Annotated in this window: 22 protein-coding genes and 1 tRNA gene; 8 read left to right on the forward strand and 15 right to left on the reverse strand. The window is 67.8% G+C overall.

The window, feature by feature from the left end:
- Position 1 precedes the first annotated feature (1 nt).
- The gene (gene lipA, locus K2Y03_RS05995; protein ID WP_294089117.1) at positions 2-922 is read right to left on the reverse strand and encodes a lipoyl synthase; all 921 of its coding nucleotides are present in this window, start codon (positions 920-922) and stop codon (positions 2-4) included.
- A gap of 79 nt (positions 923-1,001) precedes the next feature.
- On the opposite strand from lipA, the gene K2Y03_RS06000 reads away from it, so the two are divergent.
- Together K2Y03_RS06000 and K2Y03_RS06005 are read left to right on the forward strand one after the other, a co-directional pair.
- Positions 1,002-1,985, forward strand: a complete 984-nt coding sequence (locus K2Y03_RS06000; protein ID WP_294089119.1) for an aspartate carbamoyltransferase catalytic subunit — start codon at positions 1,002-1,004, stop codon at positions 1,983-1,985.
- The gene (locus tag K2Y03_RS06005) at positions 1,976-3,196 is read left to right on the forward strand and encodes a dihydroorotase family protein (protein WP_294089121.1); all 1,221 of its coding nucleotides are present in this window, start codon (positions 1,976-1,978) and stop codon (positions 3,194-3,196) included. The genes K2Y03_RS06000 and K2Y03_RS06005 overlap by 10 nt, the downstream gene beginning before the upstream one ends.
- A 7-nt stretch (positions 3,197-3,203) precedes the next feature.
- Here the strand turns inward: K2Y03_RS06005 and K2Y03_RS06010 are convergent, their stop codons facing one another.
- From K2Y03_RS06010 to K2Y03_RS06020, 3 genes are read right to left on the reverse strand one after another with little or no spacing between them, the layout of a single operon-like run.
- On the reverse strand, positions 3,204-4,553 hold the full coding sequence (locus K2Y03_RS06010; protein ID WP_294089122.1) for a tetratricopeptide repeat protein: 1,350 nt from the start codon (positions 4,551-4,553) through the stop codon (positions 3,204-3,206).
- Positions 4,554-4,557: 4 nt separating this feature from the next.
- Positions 4,558-5,124 (reverse strand): hypothetical protein, encoded by a 567-nt coding sequence (locus tag K2Y03_RS06015; protein WP_294089124.1) that lies wholly within the window; start codon positions 5,122-5,124, stop codon positions 4,558-4,560.
- Between the two features lie 14 nt (positions 5,125-5,138).
- Positions 5,139-5,852 (reverse strand): ParA family protein, encoded by a 714-nt coding sequence (locus tag K2Y03_RS06020; protein WP_294089126.1) that lies wholly within the window; start codon positions 5,850-5,852, stop codon positions 5,139-5,141.
- 166 nt (positions 5,853-6,018) lie between these two features.
- On the opposite strand from K2Y03_RS06020, the gene K2Y03_RS06025 reads away from it, so the two are divergent.
- Complete coding sequence (locus K2Y03_RS06025) at positions 6,019-7,038, forward strand: SPOR domain-containing protein (protein ID WP_294089128.1); 1,020 nt, start codon at positions 6,019-6,021, stop codon at positions 7,036-7,038.
- Here the strand turns inward: K2Y03_RS06025 and serB are convergent.
- A complete protein-coding gene (serB, locus tag K2Y03_RS06030; RefSeq protein ID WP_294089131.1) occupies positions 7,035-7,916 on the reverse strand; it encodes a phosphoserine phosphatase SerB in 882 nt (293 codons plus the stop codon). The two genes, K2Y03_RS06025 and serB, sit on opposite strands and share 4 nt — an antisense overlap.
- Here serB and miaA point away from each other — a divergent pair.
- Positions 7,909-8,829: a tRNA (adenosine(37)-N6)-dimethylallyltransferase MiaA gene (miaA, locus tag K2Y03_RS06035; RefSeq protein WP_294089134.1), complete on the forward strand. Its 921-nt coding sequence runs from the start codon at positions 7,909-7,911 to the stop codon at positions 8,827-8,829. The two genes, serB and miaA, sit on opposite strands and share 8 nt — an antisense overlap.
- On the opposite strand, the gene K2Y03_RS06040 is transcribed toward miaA, so the two are convergent.
- Positions 8,824-9,570 (reverse strand): SDR family oxidoreductase, encoded by a 747-nt coding sequence (locus tag K2Y03_RS06040; protein ID WP_294089137.1) that lies wholly within the window; start codon positions 9,568-9,570, stop codon positions 8,824-8,826. The two genes, miaA and K2Y03_RS06040, sit on opposite strands and share 6 nt — an antisense overlap.
- Positions 9,567-10,196 carry a GTP cyclohydrolase I FolE gene (folE, locus tag K2Y03_RS06045; RefSeq protein ID WP_294089140.1) on the reverse strand — a complete coding sequence of 210 codons (630 nt, stop codon included), beginning with the start codon at positions 10,194-10,196 and terminating at the stop codon, positions 9,567-9,569. The genes K2Y03_RS06040 and folE overlap by 4 nt, the downstream gene beginning before the upstream one ends.
- Before the next feature lie 227 nt (positions 10,197-10,423).
- Here folE and K2Y03_RS06050 point away from each other — a divergent pair, with 227 nt between their 5' ends.
- The gene (locus tag K2Y03_RS06050; RefSeq protein WP_294089141.1) at positions 10,424-13,054 is read left to right on the forward strand and encodes a TonB-dependent receptor; all 2,631 of its coding nucleotides are present in this window, start codon (positions 10,424-10,426) and stop codon (positions 13,052-13,054) included.
- 65 nt (positions 13,055-13,119) lie between these two features.
- Here the strand turns inward: K2Y03_RS06050 and fghA are convergent, their stop codons facing one another.
- Genes fghA through K2Y03_RS06065 form a run of 3 tightly spaced genes read right to left on the reverse strand, consistent with a single transcriptional unit; the run spans position 13,120 to position 15,469 of the window.
- On the reverse strand, positions 13,120-13,953 hold the full coding sequence (gene fghA / locus K2Y03_RS06055; protein WP_294089212.1) for an S-formylglutathione hydrolase: 834 nt from the start codon (positions 13,951-13,953) through the stop codon (positions 13,120-13,122).
- Positions 13,954-13,965: 12 nt separating this feature from the next.
- A complete protein-coding gene (locus tag K2Y03_RS06060; protein ID WP_294089142.1) occupies positions 13,966-14,343 on the reverse strand; it encodes a VOC family protein in 378 nt (125 codons plus the stop codon).
- 13 nt (positions 14,344-14,356) lie between these two features.
- The gene (locus K2Y03_RS06065; RefSeq protein ID WP_294089144.1) at positions 14,357-15,469 is read right to left on the reverse strand and encodes an S-(hydroxymethyl)glutathione dehydrogenase/class III alcohol dehydrogenase; all 1,113 of its coding nucleotides are present in this window, start codon (positions 15,467-15,469) and stop codon (positions 14,357-14,359) included.
- Positions 15,470-15,684: 215 nt separating this feature from the next.
- On the opposite strand from K2Y03_RS06065, the gene K2Y03_RS06070 reads away from it, so the two are divergent.
- Both K2Y03_RS06070 and K2Y03_RS06075 read left to right on the forward strand, forming a co-directional pair.
- Positions 15,685-15,963, forward strand: a complete 279-nt coding sequence (locus tag K2Y03_RS06070) for an SWIB/MDM2 domain-containing protein (RefSeq protein WP_294089147.1) — start codon at positions 15,685-15,687, stop codon at positions 15,961-15,963.
- A 271-nt stretch (positions 15,964-16,234) separates the two neighbouring features.
- Positions 16,235-18,499, forward strand: coding sequence for a TonB-dependent receptor (locus tag K2Y03_RS06075; protein WP_294089150.1), 2,265 nt, complete (start codon positions 16,235-16,237; stop codon positions 18,497-18,499).
- Between the two features lie 52 nt (positions 18,500-18,551).
- On the opposite strand, the gene K2Y03_RS06080 is transcribed toward K2Y03_RS06075, so the two are convergent.
- From K2Y03_RS06080 to K2Y03_RS06100, 5 genes are all read right to left on the reverse strand, one after another.
- A tRNA-Arg gene (locus K2Y03_RS06080) sits at positions 18,552-18,628 on the reverse strand.
- 57 nt (positions 18,629-18,685) lie between these two features.
- On the reverse strand, positions 18,686-19,108 hold the full coding sequence (locus K2Y03_RS06085) for a DUF1178 family protein (protein ID WP_294089153.1): 423 nt from the start codon (positions 19,106-19,108) through the stop codon (positions 18,686-18,688).
- A complete protein-coding gene (locus tag K2Y03_RS06090) occupies positions 19,105-19,926 on the reverse strand; it encodes a carbon-nitrogen hydrolase family protein (protein ID WP_294089154.1) in 822 nt (273 codons plus the stop codon). Before K2Y03_RS06090 ends, K2Y03_RS06085 begins: the two co-directional genes overlap by 4 nt.
- Positions 19,923-20,183 (reverse strand): glutaredoxin 3, encoded by a 261-nt coding sequence (gene grxC / locus K2Y03_RS06095; RefSeq protein ID WP_294089157.1) that lies wholly within the window; start codon positions 20,181-20,183, stop codon positions 19,923-19,925. Before grxC ends, K2Y03_RS06090 begins: the two co-directional genes overlap by 4 nt.
- A gap of 39 nt (positions 20,184-20,222) precedes the next feature.
- Complete coding sequence (locus K2Y03_RS06100; protein WP_367114753.1) at positions 20,223-21,020, reverse strand: ComF family protein; 798 nt, start codon at positions 21,018-21,020, stop codon at positions 20,223-20,225.
- On the opposite strand from K2Y03_RS06100, the gene K2Y03_RS06105 reads away from it, so the two are divergent.
- Positions 21,004-21,840 carry a class I SAM-dependent methyltransferase gene (locus tag K2Y03_RS06105; protein ID WP_294089158.1) on the forward strand — a complete coding sequence of 279 codons (837 nt, stop codon included), beginning with the start codon at positions 21,004-21,006 and terminating at the stop codon, positions 21,838-21,840. The two genes, K2Y03_RS06100 and K2Y03_RS06105, sit on opposite strands and share 17 nt — an antisense overlap.
- Positions 21,841-21,860: the final 20 nt, after the last annotated feature.

The raw sequence follows: 21,860 nt of genomic DNA on the forward strand, positions 1-21,860 counted from the left end.
CTCAGCGCGGCGTCAGCTGGGCCTGGCGCGCGGCGCGAAGCTTCTCAAAATCATCCCCCGCATGATAGCTGGACCGGGTGAGCGGCGAGCTGGCCACCAGCAGAAAGCCCTTGGCCCGCGCGATCTGGGCATAGGCGTTGAAGCCCTGTGGCGGCACGAACTCGGCGACGGCCGCATGGCGCGGCGTCGGCTGCAGATATTGCCCCATCGTCAGGAAATCGATGTCGGCGCTGCGCATGTCGTCCATCACCTGGTGCACTTCCAGCCGTTCCTCGCCCAGCCCCAGCATGATGCCGGATTTGGTGAAGATCGACGGATCGCGCTTCTTCACGCTCTCCAGCAGGCGCAGCGACGCATAATAGCGCGCACCCGGGCGGATGGTGGGATAAAGCCGGGGCACGGTTTCCAGATTGTGGTTATAGACATCGGGCCGCGCCTCCACGATCGCGGCGACCGCGCGCTCATGCTTGTTGCGGAAATCGGGCGTCAGGATTTCGATGGTGGTGGCGGGCGTGGTCCGCCGCAGCGCCTCGATCACCTTCACGAACTGGCTGGCGCCACCATCGGGCAGATCGTCGCGGTCGACCGAGGTGATGACGATATGGGTCAGGCCCAGCTCGGCGGCGGCATCGGCCACATGCTGCGGCTCCAGCGGGTCCACCGCGCGCGGCATCCCCGTCTTCACGTTGCAGAAGGCGCAGGCGCGGGTGCACACATCGCCCAGAATCATCACCGTCGCGTGCTTCTTGGTCCAGCATTCGCCGATGTTCGGGCAGGCCGCCTCCTCGCACACCGTGGCCAGGTTCAGCCGGCGCATCAACGCCTTGGTTTCGGCAAAGCCGGTGCTGGTCGGGGCCTTTACGCGGATCCAGTCGGGCTTGCGCACGCGCGGGGCGCGGGCGAGCGGGGTCATCTCGGTCATGTCCCGCAGATAGCCCCGCGCCGGGGCGCCCGCAACCACGCTTGCACAGGCCCCGGCCACGCTCTACCCAGCGGGCGTGATGACCGCGTCCGACCATCGCCCCGCCTCGCTGATCCCCGGCCGCGCCGTGTTTCCGCACCGCCACCTGACCGGCATTGCCGGGCTGCAGCCGCACGAAATCACCTTTCTGCTCGACGAGGCGGAACAGTGGATCGAGGCCAATCGCGCCCGCCGCAAGAGCGACCGGCTGGCCGGCCTCACCGTGATCAACGCCTTTTTCGAGAACAGCACGCGCACCCTGCTGTCGTTCGAGATTGCCGGCAAGCGGCTGGGCGCCGATGTCGTCAACATGCACGCCGCGCAATCGAGCGTGAAAAAGGGCGAGACGCTGATCGACACCGCGATGACGCTGAACGCGATGCGCGCCGATGCCCTTGTCATCCGCCACCAGAGTTCGGGCGCGGTGCAGCTGATCGCCGGCAAGGTGGACTGCCCGGTGCTCAACGCCGGTGACGGGCGGCACGAACACCCCACTCAGGCGCTGCTCGACGCGCTCACCATCCGCAGACGGCGTGGTAGCATTGCCGGGCAACGCGTTGTGATCTGTGGCGATCTGCTGCACAGCCGGGTTGCGCGCTCGAACATCCTGGCGCTGACCGCGCTGGCGGCTGAGGTGCGTGTGGTGGCCCCGTCGACGCTGATGCCCGCCGCCGTCGAATCGATGGGGGTCGCCGCCTTCACCGATTTCGATGCCGCGCTGGATGGCGCCGATGTGGTGATGATGCTGCGGCTGCAGAATGAGCGGATGGACGGCGCCTTCATCCCATCCACCCGCGAATTCCATGCCCGCTATGGCCTGACCGTCGAGCGGCTGAAGCGCGCGCGGCCCGATGCGCTGATCATGCATCCCGGCCCGATGAACCGGGGCGTGGAAATAACCTCGGCAGTGGCCGATCATGAACGGTCGGCAATCACCGAGCAGGTCGAAATGGGCGTGGCGGTGCGCATGGCCTGTCTGGACGTGCTGACGCGCGCCGAACGCGGGGTGCCGGGATGGGCCTGACCGCCTTCATCAACGCCCGGCTGGTGACGGCGGGCGGCGTCTCGCCCGGCACGCTGCTGGTGGCGGGGGATGCGATTGCGGCACTCGGCGCGGTCGACGTGCCGGCGGAGGCCGAGGTTCATGATCTGAACGGGCTGATGCTGGCGCCGGCGATCGTCGATCTGGGCGTGTTCGCGGCCGATGTGGCGGCGTGCCATGCCGGCGGCATCGTGCGGATCGGGCTGATGCCAGACCAGTCCCCCGTGCTCGACGAGCCCGGCATCGTGCAGCGTGCCGCCCTTATCGGCCGGCCGGACCTGTGGATTCACCCGATTGCCGCCGCCACCCGGGGCCTCGCTGGCCGCGAACTGGCCGAAATGGCGATCAACCGGGGCGCCGGCGCGCGCGCAGTGGGCACTGGGCGTGGCTGGATTGCCGATAGCGGCGTGATGCGCCGGGCGCTGCTCTATGCGCATGATCTGGGTCTCGCCATGATTGCCCATGCTGAGGATGGCGGGCTCGCCGCCGGTGCGGTTGCCACGCAGGGCGAAACCGCGACCCGGCTGGGCCTGGCCGCCGCCCCTGCCCTGGCCGAGGCGCTGGCAGTGGCGCGCGACCTGATGCTGGCCGAGGAAACCGGCGCGCGGCTGCATTTCCGCCAGCTGACCACGGCGGCAGCGTTCGATCTGGTACGCGCGGCGAAGCGGCGGGGTGTGGCGGTTAGCTGCGGGATTACGCCTGCGCATCTGTTGCTGTCGGACATAGCGATGGCCGATTTCCGCACCTTCACCCACCTCTCGCCCCCCTTGCGGAGCGAGGCGGACCGGCAGGCAGCGCTTGCAGCGCTTGCCGATGGCACGATCGACCTGATCTGTTCGGGGCACGACCCGCGCGGGCCGGAGGAAAAGCGCCTGCCCTTTGCCGATTCAAGCCCCGGCGCGGCGGGCGCCGAAAGCCTGCTCGCGCTGGCGCTGGGGCTGGTGCGTGATGAGCGCATCACCCTGCCCCGCCTGTTTTCGCTGCTGGCGGCGGCACCGGCGCAAGTGCTGGGCGTGGAGACGGGCCGGCTGGAGCCAGGGCTGCCCGCCGATCTGCTGGTGTTCGATGATCAGGCACCGTGGCAGATCAGCGCCGATCGCTATGCCGGCCGCGCCGGCAACACGCCGTTTGACGGGTTGCCGGTGCAGGGCCAGGTGCGCCAGCTCTACAAGGGCGGGCGCCGGTTGGTCTGATTGTGGCTCAGCGCGACGCGAGCTGACGCACTGCCGTCGGCTTCACCCAGCTGGCCACCTGATCGCCCGCGCCCTGGCGCACGAAGCAGGTGCCACCCGCCGCGCGATACCCCTGGCACATCGCGACTGCATCATTGCGAGCATAGCCGCCCACCGACAGGCGGTAGAACTGGCCAGCGGCCGTCTTCACCGCCATGCCCGAGGGCTGCTGACCCACAAAACCGGCATAGCGGCGCACCGCGCGCGCCCAGCCGTCGCGCGCGACGGCGGCGTTTTCAAAGGCGCCCAGCTGCACATAGAAATTGCCCTTGGCGACTACCGGCTTGGTGGCAACCGGGGCCACCGGCGCAACCGTTGCGGCCACTTCCACCGGCTTCACCACCGGCTTGGCCACCTTGGCGACGCGCACCGGGCGAACCCGCTCGGCCTGCACGGGCAGCGGCTGCACCACTTCCTTGCGCTCGGCAAATACGATGGTCGGGCGTGGCGCTTCGACAGGTGCTGCGACCTCGGCCACCTCGGCTGCCGGCTGCGGCGCTGCTTCAACAGCAGGGGCAGGGGCAGGAGCCGGTTCGGCCGCCGCCACCACCGGCGTGGCCGGTGCGGGGCGAGCCAGCGCCAGCGAGACCGGCTGGCCCGGGTCCATCACCGGCGTCACGCCCAGCAGATAGGAAACCTGGTCCGCCGCACCCGTGGGGCGGGCGAACTTGGCCCATTCGATCATGCGCGCATCGACTTCGTTCGGCGCCACGTCGAGCTCGGCCATCGCGCGCGCTTCGGCCCAGCGGCCCGACAGCGCCAGTGCCAGCGCCAGATTCTGCCGGGTCTTGGCATCCGCGCCGGGGCTGCGGGCGGCAACCGCCAGCTGCTCGACCGCGACCGCCGGGTCGCCGGCCAGCGCGGTTGCCAGCGCACGGTCGGCCACCGGAATGGTTTCGGCGTTGCTTTCCAGCGTCTGGCGCGCGCCGACCCAGTCGCCGGTTGCGATCTGCGCCAGCGCATAGCTGAGCGCCGAGCGGCCATCATTGGGCATCAGCGTCAGCGCATCGCCAAAGGCATCGCGGGCAGAAGCGAAGCGGCCCGACTGAAGATAGGCATGGCCCAACAGCGCGCGATAGGTGCCATTGTCCGGCGCCCCCGCCACGGCCCGCTCCGCATAGCGCACGGCCTTGCCAAAGGCGCGGTCGCCGATCGCCTTGCGCGCGGCTTCCGCATCGGCCGCGGCCTGCTTGGCAAGCTTGGTCGCGCTCGGCGCGCCGGCAACCGCGGCACCTCCCTGCGTCAACACGGCGCTTACGCCGCCGGTGCACAGCACCAGCGCAGATACGCCCAGCATCATCATCGCCCGGTTCTTCATTGGATCATTCCCCCTTGCCTTGATCCGTGGCCTGAACGGTGCCGGCCCCGGCCGACATGTGCCCCAACATCTGGTCAACCTGCGGCAGCGTCGCGAGATAGGCGTCGAGCGCCTGCGTCACGATCTGCTGCGCCGAACGGCGGCCGATCGCGCTCGCCACCCGCAGCCGCAGATGACGATCGGCGTCGAGCCGCAGCGTGAACGCCGCCTTCGCCTTGGGCAGGCGTGCCACCACGGGCACCGCCACCTCAACTTCGGCCGCCGGCGCTTCAACCTCAGCCACCGGCTCGGAGACCGGCCGGGCGACAGGCGCCTCGAATTCCTCGCGCAGCACTTCGCGCTGGCGCAGCACCGGCGGCACACCGGGCGGCGGCGGCGCAATGCTGGCCACCACCGGCACCGGCGCCACCGCCGGGCCAGCATGGCCCATGTCGTTCCAGCCCAGATCGTCGAGCGCGCCCGCGTCTGCTGCGCCGAATGCCTGCGGCCGCATCGCCGGGCGTGCCTGCCCCTTGCGCGCCAGCAGCCCCGAAGAGAGCGATGCGAAGGACTTGGCCTGACCGTTGATCATCCCCCCCTCCCCGCTCAACTCACGACACGTCGGCCAAAGCCGGCCGACTGTCGGTTGGGAACCATCCCACCCGGCTGGGCAGGCGCGCTGAACACGGTGCGGCGGAAATTCTTTTCCAGCCGGTCAGAGATATAGGCCCACAGCGCCGCCACTTCCTGGGCAGACTTGCCGTTGGGATCGACCTCCATCACCGTGCGCCCGTCGATCATCGAGGCAGCAAAATCGGTGCGGTGGTGGATGGTGACCGGCGCCACCGTGCCATGCTGCGACAGCGCGACCGCGGCTTCGGAGGTGATCCGCGCCTTGGGCGTCGCTGCATTCACCACGAAGATCAGCGGCTTGCCGGCGCGGTCGCACAGATCGACCGTTGCCCCCACCGCGCGCAGATCGTGCGGGCTGGGCCGCGTGGGGATGACGATCAGCTCGGCAACCGCAATCACGCTCTGGATCGCCATGGTGATGGCAGGCGGCGTGTCGATAACGGCCAGCTTGAAGCCCTGCTGGCGCAGCACTTCCAGATCGGCGGCCAGCCGCGCGACCGTAGTCTGGGCAAAGGCGGGAAATTCGGTAGCGCGCTCGTTCCACCAGTCAGACAGCGAACCCTGGGGGTCGATGTCGATCAGCACAACCGGCCCCATGCCGGCCAACTGGGCCTGCACGGCCAGGTGACCCGACAAGGTCGTCTTGCCGGAGCCGCCTTTTTGCGATGCCATCGCCAGAACGCGCATTCTAACCCCTGAACTTAAACTGTTCCGCATGGGGGATGACACAGCGAGTGATAAGAAGTGGTTAAAACGGCGCGGCCCCAGATCGGCCATTCGTGCCAATGGTTTGCGATTGCCGCAGAAAGAGGCATAATGCACGCCGCCGGGCAGGCTGCGAGGGAGCGGGTAGGTGCTGAAGCCGTTTGGGATTGCGTTGCCGTTGCTGCTGGCGCTGTCGGCGACCCCGTCGCTCGCTGATGTAAAGGCTGGCGTCGATGCGTGGCAGCGCGGCGACTATCGGCGCGCGATCGAGGAATGGCGCCCGCTCGCGGTGGCAGGCGATGCCGATGCGCAGTTCAATCTGGGCCAGGCCTATAAGCTGGGGCGCGGCGTGCCCGTCGATCCTGCGCTGGCCGAGCAATGGTTCGGCAAGGCCGCCGCCCAGGGCCACCCCCAGGCCGAAACCAACTATGCGCTGGCCCTGTTCCAGAACGGAAAGCATGCCGAAGCCGTGCCATGGCTGGAAAAATCGGCCGGGCGCGGCGATCCGCGCGGGCAGCTGGTGCTGGGCACGATGCTGTTCAATGGCGACAGCGTTCAGAAAGACTGGGTGCGCGCCTATGCATTGATGGTGCGCGCCTCCTCCACCGGCCTCCCCAAGGCGTCGGAAACGCTGGGGCAGATGGACCAGTATATCCCCACCGACGTGCGCCAGCGCGGGCTGGAACTGGCCCGGCAATATGAGGCGCAGTCACAAAGCCCGCAGCTTTCCTATGAACTGGCCGGCGGCACCACGCCCGGCCCGCGCGGCACCGAATTGCCACCCAGCACGGCGTCAACCGAGGCGCAGCCGGGCGTGAAGCCGCCGCGCGTGGCCACCACCGCGCCGCCGCCGCCAGTTGCGACGCGACAGGTGCCGCCGCCTCGCCCCGCACCGGTGGCGACGATCACCCCGGCACCCGCGCCGGCGACGGGCGGCAAATGGCGCGTGCAGCTCGGCGCGTTTGGCGAGGAAGGCAATGCCCGCCGCCTGTGGGAGCAATTGCGCGGCCGCGTGAGCGCGCTGGGCGCGATGCAGCCCTATCTGGTGCGCTCGGGCGCCCTCACCCGGCTCCAGGCCGGGCCGCTCGCCAATGCGGCCGCCGCCGCCAAGCTGTGCGGTCAGGTGCGCGCGGCGACGGGCGGCGCCTGCGTGCCGGTCGCGCCCTAGGTGTTCACCCAGTCGCTTCGGGCGATGCCCTGCGCATAAAGCAGCGCGGTCAGGTCATTATGGTCGATCCGCGCGGCGGCAGCAGCGGCCACCACGGGCTTGGCATGATAGGCAACGCCCAGCCCGGCCGCACGGATCATCGCCAGATCATTGGCGCCGTCGCCCACCGCCAGCGTTTCGTGCGGCTGAAGCTGGCCGGCGGCGCTTTCGGCTTCCAGCGTCTCCAGCTTGGCGGCTGAGCCGATGATCGGCAGCGCGACCTGCCCGGTCAGCCGCCCGTCTGCCACGCCCAGCCGGTTGGCGATGGCGCGGTCGAAGCCGATTTCGGCGGCGACCGGCTCGGCAAAGCGGGTGAAGCCGCCCGAGACCAGCACGCAGCGCGCGCCGCGCGCCCGCATCGTGCGCACCAGCGCAACGGCACCCGGCATGATCCGCACCCGCTCCGCCAGGCAGCGGGCGATGACGCTCTCATCCAGCCCGGCGAGCAGTTCGACACGAGCGTTGAGCGCCGCCTCGAAATCCAGCTCGCCGCGCATTGCCGCCTCGGTCACGGCGGCGATCTGGGGCTTGATGCCGGCATAGTCGGCCAGTTCGTCGATGCATTCGACGGTGATCATCGTCGAATCCATGTCTGCCACCAGCAGTTTCTTGGCGCGGGTGAACTGCGCCTGCACCACCACATCGGTGGCCGGAAACACCCCTTCGAGCGCGGCCCGCGCCGCATCGGCATTCAGGCCGAACAACAGGTCCGCCGCCACCCCTTCGTCCAGCCAGCCGCCCGCGACCGGCGCACAGCCGGCTTCGGCCAGCCGGTCCATGCTTTCCGAAATCCGGCCTTGATCGATTCCGTCGGCTGCTATCAATGTGGCAATGAACATGGCGTCGCTTCCTCGCCTCGCGCTCATCGCAGGGCCAACCGCCAGCGGCAAGTCCGCGCTTGCGATGGCGCTGGCGGAATCCGCCAATGGCGTCGTCATCAATGCCGATGCGACCCAGGCCTATGCCGACCTGCGCATCCTTTCCGCCCGGCCGACGCAAGCGGACGAGGCGCGCGTGCCGCACCGGCTGTTCGGCTATCTGCCAGCGGACGAGGCGGGGTCGGCGGCGCGCTGGGCGGCGGCGGCGCGCGGCGAGATTGCCGCAGCGCACGCCGCCGGGCAGCTGCCGATCCTGGTCGGCGGCACCGGGCTTTACCTGCGCACCCTGCTCGACGGGATCGCGCCGGTGCCGGATATCGACCCCGCCGTCCGCGCGGCGGTTCGAGCGATGCCGGTCGCGCAGGCGCACGACGCGCTCGTCCGGCTCGATCCGGCGGGTGCGACGCGGCTGAACCCGGCCGACACCAGCCGCGTCGCCCGCGCGCTGGAGGTGGTACGGTCGACCGGCCGGCCGCTGGCGGAATGGCAGGCCGCGCGCGAGGGCGGGATCGCGGATCGCGTGGCGCTCCGCCCGCTCATCCTGCTGCCCGACCGCGCGACCTTGATGGCGCGGTGCGACGCGCGGCTGGCCACGATGTTCGATGGCGGCGCGGTGGAGGAGGTGCGCGCGCTGCTCGCCCGGCCCGGCCTGAACCCCGACGCCCCGGTGCTGCGCGCAATCGGCGTGCCGGAAATCGCCGGCTGGCTGCGCGGCGCGTGGGAGCGCGACGAAGCGCTGGCCCGCGCCCAGCTCGCCACGCGCCGCTATGCCAAGCGGCAATATACCTGGTTCCGCAACCAGCCGCCGCCCGACTGGCCCCGCGCGACCGAGCCGACGCCGGCGCAGTGCCTGCCGCTGCTGCTGCTGCTATAGATTGACGAAATCGGCCGTAAACGGTCGCAGATGCGCGCCGCCATCGACGAACAGCAGCGCGCCGTTGATCGCCCCCTGCCCGGCCAGGAACAGCACCGCATCGGCAATCGCGCCCGGGGTCGGCAGCGCGCCGAGCGGCATTGCGGCGGCCAGCCGGCGCATCTGATCGGGCGCATAATCGGCGGTGGGCAGCACCAGGCCCGGCGCCACCGCATTCACGCGCAGGCCCGGCTGCTGCGCGGCGATTGCGCCCAAAGCGGCCAGCGCGACCTTTGACAGTGTGTAGCTCAGCTGATCGCGGTGCGGATGCACCACCCGCTGATCGACGATGTTGACCACCGCCGCTCCGGCCGGTCGCGCCGCCGCCAGCGCCCGCATCAGCAGCGCCGGCGCGACCAGGTTGACGGTATAATGCCGCGCCAGTTCGGCGTGGCAGGTGGTGGCCAGGTCATCATTGCCGAAGATCGCGGCATTGTTGACCAGCAGGTCCGGCGCGCGGCCATAGTGACGGTGCACCGCCGCGAACAGCCCGGTTGCCGCGCCGTCCTCGGTAAAATCGGCCGCGAACAGTGCGTGATCGCCGCCGGCCAGCATCGCGGCGACTGCCGGATCGGGGGGCAGCGCGCCGCTTGCGTGCACGGCCACGACATAGCCGGCCGCCGCCAGCCGGGCAGACAGCACCGCGCCCAGCCGCCGCGCGCCGCCCGTCACCAGCGCCAGCGGCGCCGCCCGGCCCGTCACGCGCCGCGCATTCCCATCAGCGCCAGCACCTCGCGCCGGCTGCGCTCGTCATCCTTGAACACGCCCATCATCCGGCTGGTCACCATCCCCACCCCGGGCGTGCGTACGCCGCGCGCGGTCATGCAGGCATGGCTTGCCTCGATCACCACGGCGACGCCTTGTGGGCGCAGATTTTCCCAGATGCAGTTGGCGACTTCCGCCGTCAGCCGCTCCTGCACCTGCAGCCGGCGGGCATAGGTGTGGAGCACGCGCGCCAGCTTCGAAATGCCCACCACCCAGTTGGAGGGCAGATAGGCGATGTGCGCCTTGCCGATGATCGGCGCCATATGGTGTTCGCAGTGCGACTGGAACGGAATGTCCTTCAGCAGCACGATTTCGTCATAGCCGCCCACTTCCTCGAACACACGCGACAGGTGCACGGCGGGATCGTCCGCATAGCCCTGGCAATATTCGCGCCACGCCCGCGCAACCCGTTGCGGCGTATCGAGCAATCCTTCGCGGGTGGGATCGTCCCCCGCCCAGCGAATCAAGGTGCGTATCGCATCGGCCACGTCATCGGGCACCGGGATCTTCGCCGGTGGGGCTACCAGGTCACCAGTTTCGCGCGGGTCACTGTCTTCGCTCATTATCGCTCCGTTTTTGAGGAGTTAGGGGAATTGACGCTACGGAAAGGGGTTATTTGGAAGGGGCTGCAGTCAAAAAGTGTCGCCTTGGGGCAACAAGCCGGCGGGGACGCCTGTTTACCCATGGTTCTGTCGTTGACGTGTTATTTAGGAGCGCGTTAGATGCAGGCAAGGATTTGACTTTGCCGAAAGCACCGGTGCACCGGGCAACGGCATGTTGGGAGGGGTTGATGAAGAAGATCGAACTGCTGGCGGCCGCTTCGGCCTTTGCGCTGCTCTACACTGCACCGGCCATGGCGAAGACGGGTGAGCCCGGCGCACCGGCCGCGCAAGACCAGGAGCCTGAAACCCAGGCCGACATCGTCGTTACTGCCACGAAGCGCGAACAGACGCTGCTCGACACGCCGATTTCGGTGTCGGTGACGACGGGCGCGACGATCCAGCAGGCCCAGATCCGCGACGCGATCGACCTGCAGACGGTGGTCCCTTCGCTGCGCGTCGGCCAGCTGCAGAGTTCGGCCAACACCAACTTCATCATCCGCGGCTTCGGCAACGGCGCCAACAATGCCGGCATCGAGCCATCGGTCGGCGTCTATATCGACGGCGTTTATCGTTCACGCTCGGCCGCGCAGATTTCGGACCTGCCCAATTTGAAGCGCGTGGAAGTGCTGCGCGGGCCACAGTCGACGCTGTTCGGCAAGAACGCGTCGGCCGGCGTCATCAGCATTACCACCGCCGAGCCAAGCTTTGAATGGACCGGCTTTGGCGAACTTACCTATGGCAATTTCAACTCGGTGATTGCCCGCGCCCAGGTCAGCGGCCCGATTTCGGATACGTTCGCGTTCGACGTGTCGGCCAATTTCAACCGCCGCGACGGCTATTTCCGCGATCTGAACACCGGCATCAATCAGAATGACCGTAATCGCTGGGGCGGCCGGTTCCAGTTGCTGTGGCAGCCCAATGCCGACCTGAAGATGCGGCTGATCGCCGACTACGACAAGATCGACGAAGTCTGCTGCGGCGTCGTCAACCTGCTCGACGGGCCGACCGGGAATGCGGTGCGGGCAGTGGGTGGCCGGATCGTTTCCAACCAGCCCTTTGCCGACCAGGCCTTTTATAACTTCGCGTCAACCAACGACATTCAGAACTATGGCGTCTCGCTGAACACCGATGCGACGATCGGCAAGTTTGCGCTGACCAACATCACCGCCTATCGCGAAGTGATCTCGCGCACCAATCAGGACTCCGACTTCACCAGTGCGGACCTGATCGGCGCCAATAACAATTTCACCCGGATCAACACCTTCACCAACGAATTCCGGATTCAGTCGAATTTCGAGGGCAAGTTCAACTTCACTCTCGGTTCGTTCTATTTCAACGAAACCATCCGCGTGGCAGACGGGCTGACCTATGGCCGCGATTTCCGTGGCTATGCCAATCTGCTGACCGCGAGCCCGACCGCGCCGACCGGCTCGATCAACGCCACGCTGGAGCAGGGCATTCTCGGCCTGCCGGCGGGCACCATCGGCCGCCAGGGCCTGGGCCAGTTCAACGATTTCGGTTACCGGAACAGCGCCTTCTCGTTCTTCGGCTATGCCGATTGGGAAGTGGCGCGCGGCCTGACGCTGACCGTTGGCTTCAACTACACCAACGACTGGAAGGGCGTGAACTCGAACAGCTTCACGACCGACACCTTCTCCACGCTCGATCTGGTGGCGATCGGCAATGGTCTGGTACGCAACCAGGGGATCGCTCAGGGCGTGGGCCAGGCGCTCGGCCTGCCGGCGGGCACGCTCGCCAGCGCGCAGCAGATCGGCACCTTTGCCGCTGCCCAGCCGGCCATCTTCAACCAGATCAACGCCGGCGCCACCGCCTTTGCCAACGCGAACTCGCTGAACCCGGCGGTCAACCCGCTGCTCGGCCTGCGTGGGCTCCAGTTCCTGCCGCCGTCGCTCAACTTCCCCAACGTGGTCGAACCCGGCACGACCAATGACAGCAACCTGTCCTACACCTTCCGCGCCAACTATCGCGTGGATGAGAACGTCAACATCTATGTCACCTATGCGACCGGCTTCAAGGCATCGTCGTGGAACCTGTCGCGCGACTCGCGCCCGTTCCCGGCGGACTTCATCCCGGGTTCGCCCGTCACCAACCCGCCGACCTCGCGCATTCGTGCAGCGGGCCTGGCGGTGCCGAACCTGACCACCGGCACCCGCTTTGCCGGCCCCGAAATCGCCGAGACGGTGGAAGGCGGCATCAAGGCACGCTGGGGCAAGGTGGCGTTCAACTTCGCTGCCTTCTATCAGGAACTGCGCGGCTTCCAGCAGAACGCCTTCTTCGGCACGGGCTTCTCGCTGGTGAACGCGGGCAAGCAGTCGACGATGGGCTTCGAAATCGACAGCAGCTATCGCCCGTGGCGCCCGCTCGAGCTGACCTTCGCGCTGACCTATCTGTCGCCGCTCTATGACCGGTTCGTTGGCGGCATCGGGCCGGGTGGCGTGCCGACGGACCTGTCTGGCCGCGTGCCGGCCGGCATCTCGCAGATCTATATGTCGCTGGGTGCGAACTATACGAAGACGTTCAGCAACGGCAATCGCCTGATCATCAGCAGCGATTTCCAGTATGACAGCAATGTCCAGATCAGCGACCAGTTCAACAATTTCTTCCGCGAAATTCAGAACCTCAACGCGGCGATCAGCTATCGCCTGAAGAACGGCATCGAACTGTCGATCTTCAGCCGCAACCTGCTCGATCAGCGCTTCACGACCACGGTGTTCCCGTCGGTGGCACAGGCCGGCAGCGTGTCGGGCTATGCCAACCCGCCGCGCACGTTCGGCATCACCGGGCGTTACCGCTTCTGATCGACTGATCGGGTGAGATTGGGGGCTCCCGGCGTGCCGGGGGCCCCTTTTCGTTGACCGGGCGATCAGCGCGTCAGCCGCGCCGCGTGCCAGGCGACATGCTCGGCCATGAAGGTCGAGACGAAATGATAGCCATGGTCATAGCCTGGCTGCCGGCGCAGCTTGAGTGGGATGCCGGCCGTGGCGCAGCCTGCCTCCAGCCGCTCGGGCATCAGCTGCTCGGTGAGAAACGCGTCATCGCCGCCCTGATCGACGAGCAGTTCGTCCAGGCGCGCACCGTCCTCGATCAGCGCGCACGCGTCATAACCACGCCACGATGCGCGATCCGGCCCCAGATAAGCGGCAAAGGCCCGCTGACCCCAGGGGCAGTCCATCGGCGCCACAATCGGTGCGAAGGCTGACACGCTTTTGAACCGCCCCGGACTTCTGAGCGCGATGGTCAGCGCGCCATGGCCGCCCATCGAATGGCCCATAATGCCCTGCCGTGCCATATCGGCGGGGAAGTTATCGGCAATCACCGCCGGCAGCTCGCGCTCCAGATAGGAAGCCATGCGGAAATGCGGCGCCCAGGGCGCTTGCGTCGCATCCAGATAAAAGCCTGCCCCCTGCCCCAGATCATAGCCCGGGTCATCCGCTACGCCGTCGCCGCGCGGGCTGGTGTCTGGCGCGACGAAGATCACGCCTTGCTCGGCGGCGGCGCGGGCATATTCGCCCTTTTCCATCACATTGGCGTGCGTGCAGGTGAGGCCCGACAGGAACCACAGCACCGGCAGCCGCGCGCCCGCCGCGTGCGGGGGCACGAACACCGCAAACTGCATGTCGCAACCCGTCTCCGCCGCGCCGTGGCGATAGACGCCCTGCACGCCGCCATGGCGCCGCGCAACGGAGACGGTTTCGATCATCGCCTGCGTTCAGGCCATGCGGTGCATCGCGCAAAGCTTGTTGCCGCAGGGATCGCGCAGATAGGCGAGATAGAGCTTGCCGAAGCTGCCTTCGCGCACGCCCGGCGCGTCCTCGATCGGGGTGCCGCCCGCGGCCACGCCGGCTGCGTGCCAGGCATCGGCCTGTTCCGGCGAAGACGCGGCAAAGCCGATCGTGCCACCATTGGCGTGACACGCGGGCTCGCCGTTGATCGGCGTGGTGATGATCAGCATGCCGCCATTGTGCATGTAAACCAGCCGGCCGTTATTCTCCATCGCTGGCCGGCCGCCGAGCGCGCCAATGATGGCGTCATAGAATTTGCGGGCGGCATCCATGTTATTCGTACCGAGCATGATGTGCGAAAACATTATTTCTTCCTCCTCAATAAACCACAACCGAGCGAATGCTTTCGCCGCGATGCATCAGGTCGAACGCCTGGTTGATCTCGTCGAGCGAAAGGACATGGGTGATCATCGGGTCAACGGCGATCTTTCCGTCCATGTACCAGTCGACGATCTTGGGCACATCGGTGCGCCCGCGCGCGCCGCCAAAGGCGGTACCCTTCCACACCCGCCCGGTGACGAGCTGGAAGGGCCGGGTGGCGATTTCCTTCCCGGCTTCCGCCACGCCGATGATGATGCTCTCGCCCCAGCCGCGGTGGCAACATTCCAGCGCCTGGCGCATCACCTCGGTATTGCCGGTGCAATCGAAACTGTAATCGGCGCCGCCATCGGTCAGCGCCTGGACGGCGGCGATCACTTCCGCGCTCGATTTGCCGCGCGCGTCGATGAAATCGCTCATGCCGAAGCGGCGGCCCCACTCCTCGCGCGCCGGGTTGATGTCGACCCCCACAATCCGTCCCGCGCCGGCCAGCCGCGCCCCCTGGATGACGTTGAGGCCAATGCCGCCCAGCCCGAATACCACGACATTGTCACCCACCTGCACCTTGGCGGTGTTGACCACCGCGCCCACCCCGGTGGTGACGCCGCAGCCGATATAGCAGCTGGTCTGGAACGGCGCGTCGGTGCGGATTTTCGCGACCGCAATCTCCGGCAGCACGGTGAAGTTCGAAAAAGTCGAACAGCCCATATAATGATAGACGGTCTGCCCCTTGTAGCTGAAGCGGCTGGTGCCGTCGGGCATCAGCCCCTTGCCCTGGGTCGCGCGGATCGCGGTGCACAGGTTGGTCTTGCCGCTGAGGCAGCTTTTGCACTGGCGGCATTCGGGCGTGTAGAGCGGGATCACATGGTCGCCGGGGGCAACGCTGGTCACGCCCGCGCCCACCTCGCGCACGATGCCGGCGCCTTCATGGCCCAGCACGCTGGGGAAAATCCCCTCGCTGTCCAGCCCGTCGAGCGTATAGGCATCGGTGTGGCAGATGCCCGTTGCCATGATCTCCACCAGCACTTCGCCGGCCTTTGGCCCTGCCAGATCCAGCTCGACGATCTCGAGCGGACGCTTGGCCTCGAACGCGACGGCGGCACGGGTTTTCACGGGGCATCCCCTCCTCACATGGCTTGGCAAGCGTCTTAGGAGCGCATTTGCGCCGCGCCAAGCACTGGTTGCGCGCCCTATCAGCGGGAAACTGCGTCGAGTGGTGTGGCAAAGGCGTGACAAGTGCTTGCAAGGCGCGCAGATATGGGCCGCGCTGATGCGTTGGCGCGAGTCTGGCGGTCCGGGGGCAACCGGCCGCAGTTAGGAAGGAAGCTATGGCAAAAGAGAAAAAGGCGGGGGATGCCCCCAAAACCGGTGGCATTCACGCGCCCGTCACGCCCTCGGCTGAACTTGCGGCCATTGTTGGCAGCGCCAAGCTGCCGCGCAGCGAGGTGGTGAGCAAGGTTTGGGATTACATCAAAAAGCACAACCTGCAGAACCCCGCCAACAAGCGCGAGATTCTGGCCGATTCCGCCCTCGAGAAGGTGTTCGGCAAGAAGGCCGTGACGATGTTCGAGATGAACAAGCACATCTCTGCGCATGTAAAGGCGTAGACGCCTGTACGGCTGGCGGCGGGCGCGGCGAGACCCGCCCGCCGCTCACCCGTTCTTGACTTTGATTCTTCGATTGCCGGATCGGTCGCTTGCCGCACGCAAGCAGGCCTCTATTGTCGCCTGACGCGATGGCAGGCGCCAACTGTAACTATTGTGCAACGCATCATGAGAAAGCCGCGTGTGCGAGCACCGCGATGCTTGACCCGCGCCCCCGCAACCCGGCAGGCGATAGTGCGATATTGTCATCACACCGTCATGGAGACTATCGACGATGCACGCACGCACCGGCCGCACTGCGCTGATTGCCTTTCTGCTGATGGGCACTGCCGCCACGCCCGCCCTGGCGCAGCAGCAGGCGCCCGCCGCCACCGACGAGCAAAAGCCGCAGGATGACGTCGTCGTCACCGCCCAGCGCCGTCAGGAACGGCTGCAGGACGTGCCGATCTCGGTCTCGGCGATTTCGGGCGCCCGGCTCGACGTGGTGCAGGCTGGCGGCAACGACATTCGCGGGCTGGCCGCGCGGGTGCCCAGCCTCAACGTCGAAAGCTCGTTCGGCCGCGCCTTTCCACGCTTCTTCATCCGTGGCCTCGGCAACACCGATTTCGATCTGAACGCCTCGCAGCCGGTCAGCCTCGTCTATGACGATGTGGTGCTGGAAAACCCGATCCTCAAAGGTTTCCCGATCTTCGACCTGCAGCGGCTGGAAGTGCTGCGCGGGCCGCAGGGCACGCTGTTCGGCCGCAACACGCCGGCCGGCATCGTGAAGTTCGACACGGTGCGGCCTGACCAGAAGGGCGGCTATGCGCGGCTCTCGGTCGGCAGCTATGGCACCGTCAACGCCGAAGGTGCGGCAAGCGTGAAGCTGACCGATACGCTCTCGGCGCGCGCCTCCGTGCTGTATCAGCGGCGCGGCAACTGGGTGGACAATGTCGCCACCCCGCAGCGCGGCGACCTGGAAGGCTATAGCGATTTCGCCGCCCGGCTGCAGCTGCAGTGGAAGCCGACCGACAAGCTGACCGCGCGGCTGACCGGGCAGATCCGCTCGCTCGACGGCACCGCCCGCCTGTTCCGCGCCAATCTGTTCGCGCGCGGCAGCAACGCGCTGATCGGCCTGGGCGGCCCGGGCACGCCGTTCCGCCGCGATCAGGTCCGTCAGGACGGCGTCAATTTCCAGCGCCTGCGCAACTATAATGGCGCGCTGACGGTGGACTATGATTTCGGCCCGGTCACGCTGACCTCGGTCACCTCCTACTGGAACGGCAACATCTATACCCGTGGTGATATCGACGGCGGCTTCGGCAACCAGTTCAACCAGCCGATGGGCCCGGGCTTCATTCCCTTCTCCGCCCAGACGCAGGACAATATCCCGAACCTTGACCAGTTCACCCAGGAACTGCGCATCGCGTCGAACGGTTCGGGTCCGTTCAACTATCAGGCCGGCGTCTTCTATTTCAACGAGAAGGTGCGCATCGAAACCTTCGACTTCGGCACGCCGCAGGATTTGAACCCGGCGGCAATCGCCCGCCAGCGCCAGGCCAGCGAGGCTTTCGGCATTTTCGGCTCGGCCAGCTACAAGTTCGACTTCGGCCTCACCCTGCAGGGCGGGCTGCGCTACAATGACGATACCCGCACGCTGACCGCCTCGCGGCCGGTGGACACGCGCCCGGGCTTTCTGGGCTTTGGCGGCCCGGTGCCTGAACAGCGCGCCAATGTCGGCAGCGGCGTGGTGACGTGGGATATCAGCGCCACCCAGAAAGTGAGCGACGCGGTGAACCTTTATGCCCGCGTCGCGCGCGGCTATCGCGCGCCGTCGATCCAGGGGCGCCTCGCCTTCGGCCGCACGCTGTCGGTGGCGAACAACGAACAGACGATGTCGTATGAAGGCGGCATCAAGACGGTCATGTTCGGCGGCGACCTGCGCTTCAACATCAACGGCTTCTACTTCTCGACCGACAATCTTCAGCTGACGGCGGTCGGCGGGCAGACCAATTTCACCACGCTGCTCAACGCCCGCAACGTGGATGGCTATGGCTTTGAAGCCGAGCTGGAAGCAAAGCCCATCGACCGGCTGCTGTTCACCGCCGGCGTCAGCCTGAACGAGAACCGCATCAACGACCCCAATTTGTTCGTTGCTGGTTGCGGCTCGAACTGCACAGTGCTGAACGCCCAGCGCCCGGGGGCGCCGGGCATCTTCTCGATCAACGGCAACCGCCTGCCGCAGTCGCCGCGCTGGACGGCGAACTGGACCGCCAGCTATTCGGTGCCGGTGGGGCCGGGCGACCTTTATGCCTATACCGACTGGGCCTATCGGTCGTCGGTCAACTTCTTCCTCTATCGCTCGACCGAGTATACCGGCCGCAGCCTGCTCGAAGGCGGCATGCGCGTGGGGTATAAATATGACCGGTTCGATTTCGCGGGCTTCGTGCGCAACATCACCGATGCGCAGGTGGCCGTGGGCGGCATCGACTTCAACAACCTGACCGGCTTCGTCAACGAACCGCGCATTGCCGGGTTCGAAGTGGGCGTGAAGTTCTGATCGCGGTGGGCGCGGCGGGGTTGCCTGCCGCGCCCGCTTCATGCCGGGAAGTTGGTGCCCCCGAGAGGATTCGAACCTCCGGCCTGCGGTTTAGGAAACCGTCGCTCTATCCGGCTGAGCTACGGGGGCCCGGGGCCGGACTAGTCGGCCGCCCGGATGCCGTCAATTGCAGGGTCAGCTGAGCCGTCAGTTGCGGGCGTGCGGCGGCACCACGGGTACCAGCAGCGGGGCGATCGGCACGCCTTCCTCTGCCAGTTCGCGCGCTTCTGCAGCCGTCGTCTCGCCATGGATGAGCGTGGCGGGCGCGTCGCCCAGATGCATTGCCCGGGCGCGATCGGGAAAGTCCCGCCCCACCCATTCGGACTTTTCGATCAGCCGGGCCTGCATCTCGGCCAGCGCGGCGAGCGCCGCCTGTTCGGGGCGCGGCGCCGGCCGGCTGTTGCCCTTGGCCGCGATGTTGGGCGCCATCACCGCCTTGTCGATGCTGTCGTCATTGCACACCGGGCAGGCGATCAGCCCGCGCGCGCGCTGGTCCTCATAAGCGGCAGAGGAGGCAAAGCGCGCCTCGAACACATGGGCCTGGCCGCAGCGCAGGTCGAACACGATCATGCGTGGCTGATCTCCGGGATCGGCCGGCGATGCTTCAGCACCGGCACCCGCATCCGCACATCGTCCAGCCGGGCCATATCGATGTCGGCAAAGCCCAGCCCTGCTGCCTCGCCCATGTCGAGCAGCACCTCGCCCCAGGGATCGATGACCAGCGCATGACCATAGGTGGCGCGCCCGTCCTCATGCTCCCCGGTCTGCGCAGCAGCAATGACGAAGGCGCCCGCCTCGATCGCGCGGGCGCGCAGCATCACGTGCCAGTGCGCCGCGCCCGTCGGCCGGGTGAACGCCGCCGGCACCGCCAGCAGCCGGGCACCGGCGTTGCTCAGCGCACGATAGAGATCGGGAAAACGCAGATCGTAACAGATCGACAGGCCCAGCGGCCCCAGCGGGGTGGCGGCCACCACCGCACCCTCGCCCGCGGCATAGCTGGCCGACTCGCGCCAGCTTTCGCCGGTCGGCAGATCGACGTCGAACAGGTGCAGCTTGTCATAACGCGCGCGGATCGCACCGTCCGCATCGATCACGAAGCCGCGATTGGCCAGCTTCCCGTCCGGCCGCTTCAGCGCCAGCGAGCCCAGATGCACCCAGATGCCATGCCGGGCAGCGGCGTCGCGCACCGCCGCCAGCACCGTGTCTTCCTCTTCCAGGCGCAGTTGCGCGGCGGCGCGGGCGCGATCCTGATCGACCAGGCCCGACATTTCGGGCGTAAACAGCATCGCGGCACCACCGGCTGCCGCGCCGGCAACCCCGTCCACCAGCAGGCGGGCATTGGCAGCGGGGTCGATCCCGCTCGTCATCTGCAGGACGGCAAGCTTCATCGTGCGGCGATCATTGGATCAAGCTCGCCGCGCGCCTCCAGCGCCATCAGATCGTCCGACCCGCCGACATGCTGGCCGTTGACGAAAATCTGCGGAACGGTGGTCCGCCCGCCGGACCGCGCGATCATCTCGGCCTGGCGCGGGCCGCCCAGCGTGATGTCATGCTCCTCGATCTCGACCGGCTTCTCGCCGAGCAGGCGCATCGCCCGGGTGCAATAGGGGCAGAAGGCCTTGGTGTAGATTTCAACTTTGCTCATGCTCATTGAGGTGAGAGCGCGGGCCGCGCTTGTCAATCGTCAGTCGGCCTCTGCCTCGTTCAGCACGCGAGCCCAGCACAGCGCCGTCACCCGCATGGCGCCGGCCCGGCGCAGCACCGCCGCGCACGCGGCCGTCGTCGCGCCGCTGGTATAGACATCGTCGACCAGCAACACCGCGCGCCCGTGCAGCTGCGCTGCCCCTGGCCCCGCCGCAAAGGCACGCGCCACCGCCCGGGCACGCGCGGCCGCCCCCAGCGCGCGCAGCACCGGCGTGGGCTTCGCGCGGCGCACCGCATCGTGCAGCAGCGGCCGCCCGGTCAGCCGGGCAAGTGCTGCGGCGATCAGCACCGATTGATTGAACCCGCGCCGCCACAGTCGCCAACGGTGGAGCGGCACCGGCACCAGCACGGCCTCCTCCGCCGGCACCAGCCGGGCCATGTGCCGCGCCACCGTTTCGGCAAGCGCGATATGCCCGCCATATTTCAGCCGCATCACCACCGCGCGCGAGATATCGTCATAGGCGACGGCGGCCAGCACGCCATCGATCGGCGGCGGGCGCACCGTGCAGCGGGCGCACATCGCCCCTTCCCCCCGCGAAATGCTGAACGGCGTCTGGCACGCCGCGCACCAGGGCGGGGCGAGAAAGCGCAGTTGCGACCAGCAGCCGGCGCAGAAATGATGGTCGGCCGCCGCCACGGCGCCGCAGCCCGGGCAGCGCGGCGGCAGCGCGGCATCGAGCGCGAGGTTGAGCGGCATCAGGGCGTTGCGCCAGATCACGCCCCCCTTGTCGCGCGCGGGCCGGCGCGCCACAAGCGGCGGCGTGACCGCTCCGCTCATTTTCGATCCGCGCGTGCGCCGGCTCCGGCGCGACCGTGCCGCTGCCGGCTATGCCGCGCATGATTTCCTCCACGCCTTCATGCTCGACGGGCTGATGGACCGGCTGGCGATGGTGCGGCGCGACTTTGCCGATGTGCTCGATCTGGGCTGTTTCGACGGGCGGCTGGCGGCACCCCCCGGCGCGCGCGTCGCGCGGCTGGACCCGGGCTTCGCCTTTGCCCGCATGGCAGGCGGGGTTCAGGGGGCGGAAGACGCCTTGCCCTTCGCCGATGCCAGTTTCGACCTGATCGTCTCCGCCGGCGTGCTCGACATGGTGAACGACCTGCCCGGTGCGCTGGCGCTCGCGCGGCGGGTGCTGCGCCCGGACGGACTGTTGCTGGCGGCGTTTGCGGGTGCGGGCAGCCTGTCGACGCTGCGCGCGGTGCTGCGCGAGGCGGAAGGCGACCGGCCCGCCGCGCGGCTCCACCCGCAGGTGGACGTGCGCGCCGGCGGCGACCTGTTGCAGCGCGCGGGCTTTGCCCTGCCGGTGGCGGACAGCGAAACGCTGACCGTGCGCTATCGCAGCCTGGGCCGCCTGCTTGACGATCTGCGCGGGATGGGGGCCAGCAATGCGATGCCGGGGCGGGCGCCGCTCACCCGAGCAACGCTCGCCCGCGCCGCCGCCGGCTTTGCCGCACGCGCCGATGCGCAAGGCAGGACCGAGGAGCGCTTCGAGATCATCTTCCTGACCGGCTGGGCCCCTGCCCCCGGCCAGCCGCAACCGGCAAAACGCGGCAGCGCCACGACCTCGCTTGCCGCTGCGCTGAAGCCCAAGAGCTAGCCGCGGTTTCAGCTACGCTG

It is taken from the genome of Sphingomonas sp., from assembly GCF_019746015.1.
Classification (GTDB): domain Bacteria; phylum Pseudomonadota; class Alphaproteobacteria; order Sphingomonadales; family Sphingomonadaceae; genus Sphingomonas.

Bases quoted from the DNA above. Each gene is read 5' to 3' on its own strand.
- lipA (WP_294089117.1), bottom strand. From the start codon at position 922: ATGACCGAGATGACCCCGCTCGCCCGCGCCCCGCGCGTGCGCAAGCCC.
- K2Y03_RS06000 (WP_294089119.1), top strand. From the start codon at position 1,002: ATGACCGCGTCCGACCATCGCCCCGCCTCGCTGATCCCCGGCCGCGCC.
- K2Y03_RS06005 (WP_294089121.1), top strand. From the start codon at position 1,976: ATGGGCCTGACCGCCTTCATCAACGCCCGGCTGGTGACGGCGGGCGGC.
- K2Y03_RS06010 (WP_294089122.1), bottom strand. From the start codon at position 4,553: ATGAAGAACCGGGCGATGATGATGCTGGGCGTATCTGCGCTGGTGCTG.
- K2Y03_RS06015 (WP_294089124.1), bottom strand. From the start codon at position 5,124: ATGATCAACGGTCAGGCCAAGTCCTTCGCATCGCTCTCTTCGGGGCTG.
- K2Y03_RS06020 (WP_294089126.1), bottom strand. From the start codon at position 5,852: ATGCGCGTTCTGGCGATGGCATCGCAAAAAGGCGGCTCCGGCAAGACG.
- miaA (WP_294089134.1), top strand. From the start codon at position 7,909: ATGAACATGGCGTCGCTTCCTCGCCTCGCGCTCATCGCAGGGCCAACC.
- serB (WP_294089131.1), bottom strand. From the start codon at position 7,916: ATGTTCATTGCCACATTGATAGCAGCCGACGGAATCGATCAAGGCCGG.
- folE (WP_294089140.1), bottom strand. From the start codon at position 10,196: ATGAGCGAAGACAGTGACCCGCGCGAAACTGGTGACCTGGTAGCCCCA.
- K2Y03_RS06050 (WP_294089141.1), top strand. From the start codon at position 10,424: ATGAAGAAGATCGAACTGCTGGCGGCCGCTTCGGCCTTTGCGCTGCTC.
- K2Y03_RS06060 (WP_294089142.1), bottom strand. From the start codon at position 14,343: ATGTTTTCGCACATCATGCTCGGTACGAATAACATGGATGCCGCCCGC.
- K2Y03_RS06070 (WP_294089147.1), top strand. From the start codon at position 15,685: ATGGCAAAAGAGAAAAAGGCGGGGGATGCCCCCAAAACCGGTGGCATT.
- K2Y03_RS06075 (WP_294089150.1), top strand. From the start codon at position 16,235: ATGCACGCACGCACCGGCCGCACTGCGCTGATTGCCTTTCTGCTGATG.
- K2Y03_RS06085 (WP_294089153.1), bottom strand. From the start codon at position 19,108: ATGATCGTGTTCGACCTGCGCTGCGGCCAGGCCCATGTGTTCGAGGCG.
- K2Y03_RS06090 (WP_294089154.1), bottom strand. From the start codon at position 19,926: ATGAAGCTTGCCGTCCTGCAGATGACGAGCGGGATCGACCCCGCTGCC.
- grxC (WP_294089157.1), bottom strand. From the start codon at position 20,183: ATGAGCAAAGTTGAAATCTACACCAAGGCCTTCTGCCCCTATTGCACC.
- K2Y03_RS06100 (WP_367114753.1), bottom strand. From the start codon at position 21,020: ATGAGCGGAGCGGTCACGCCGCCGCTTGTGGCGCGCCGGCCCGCGCGC.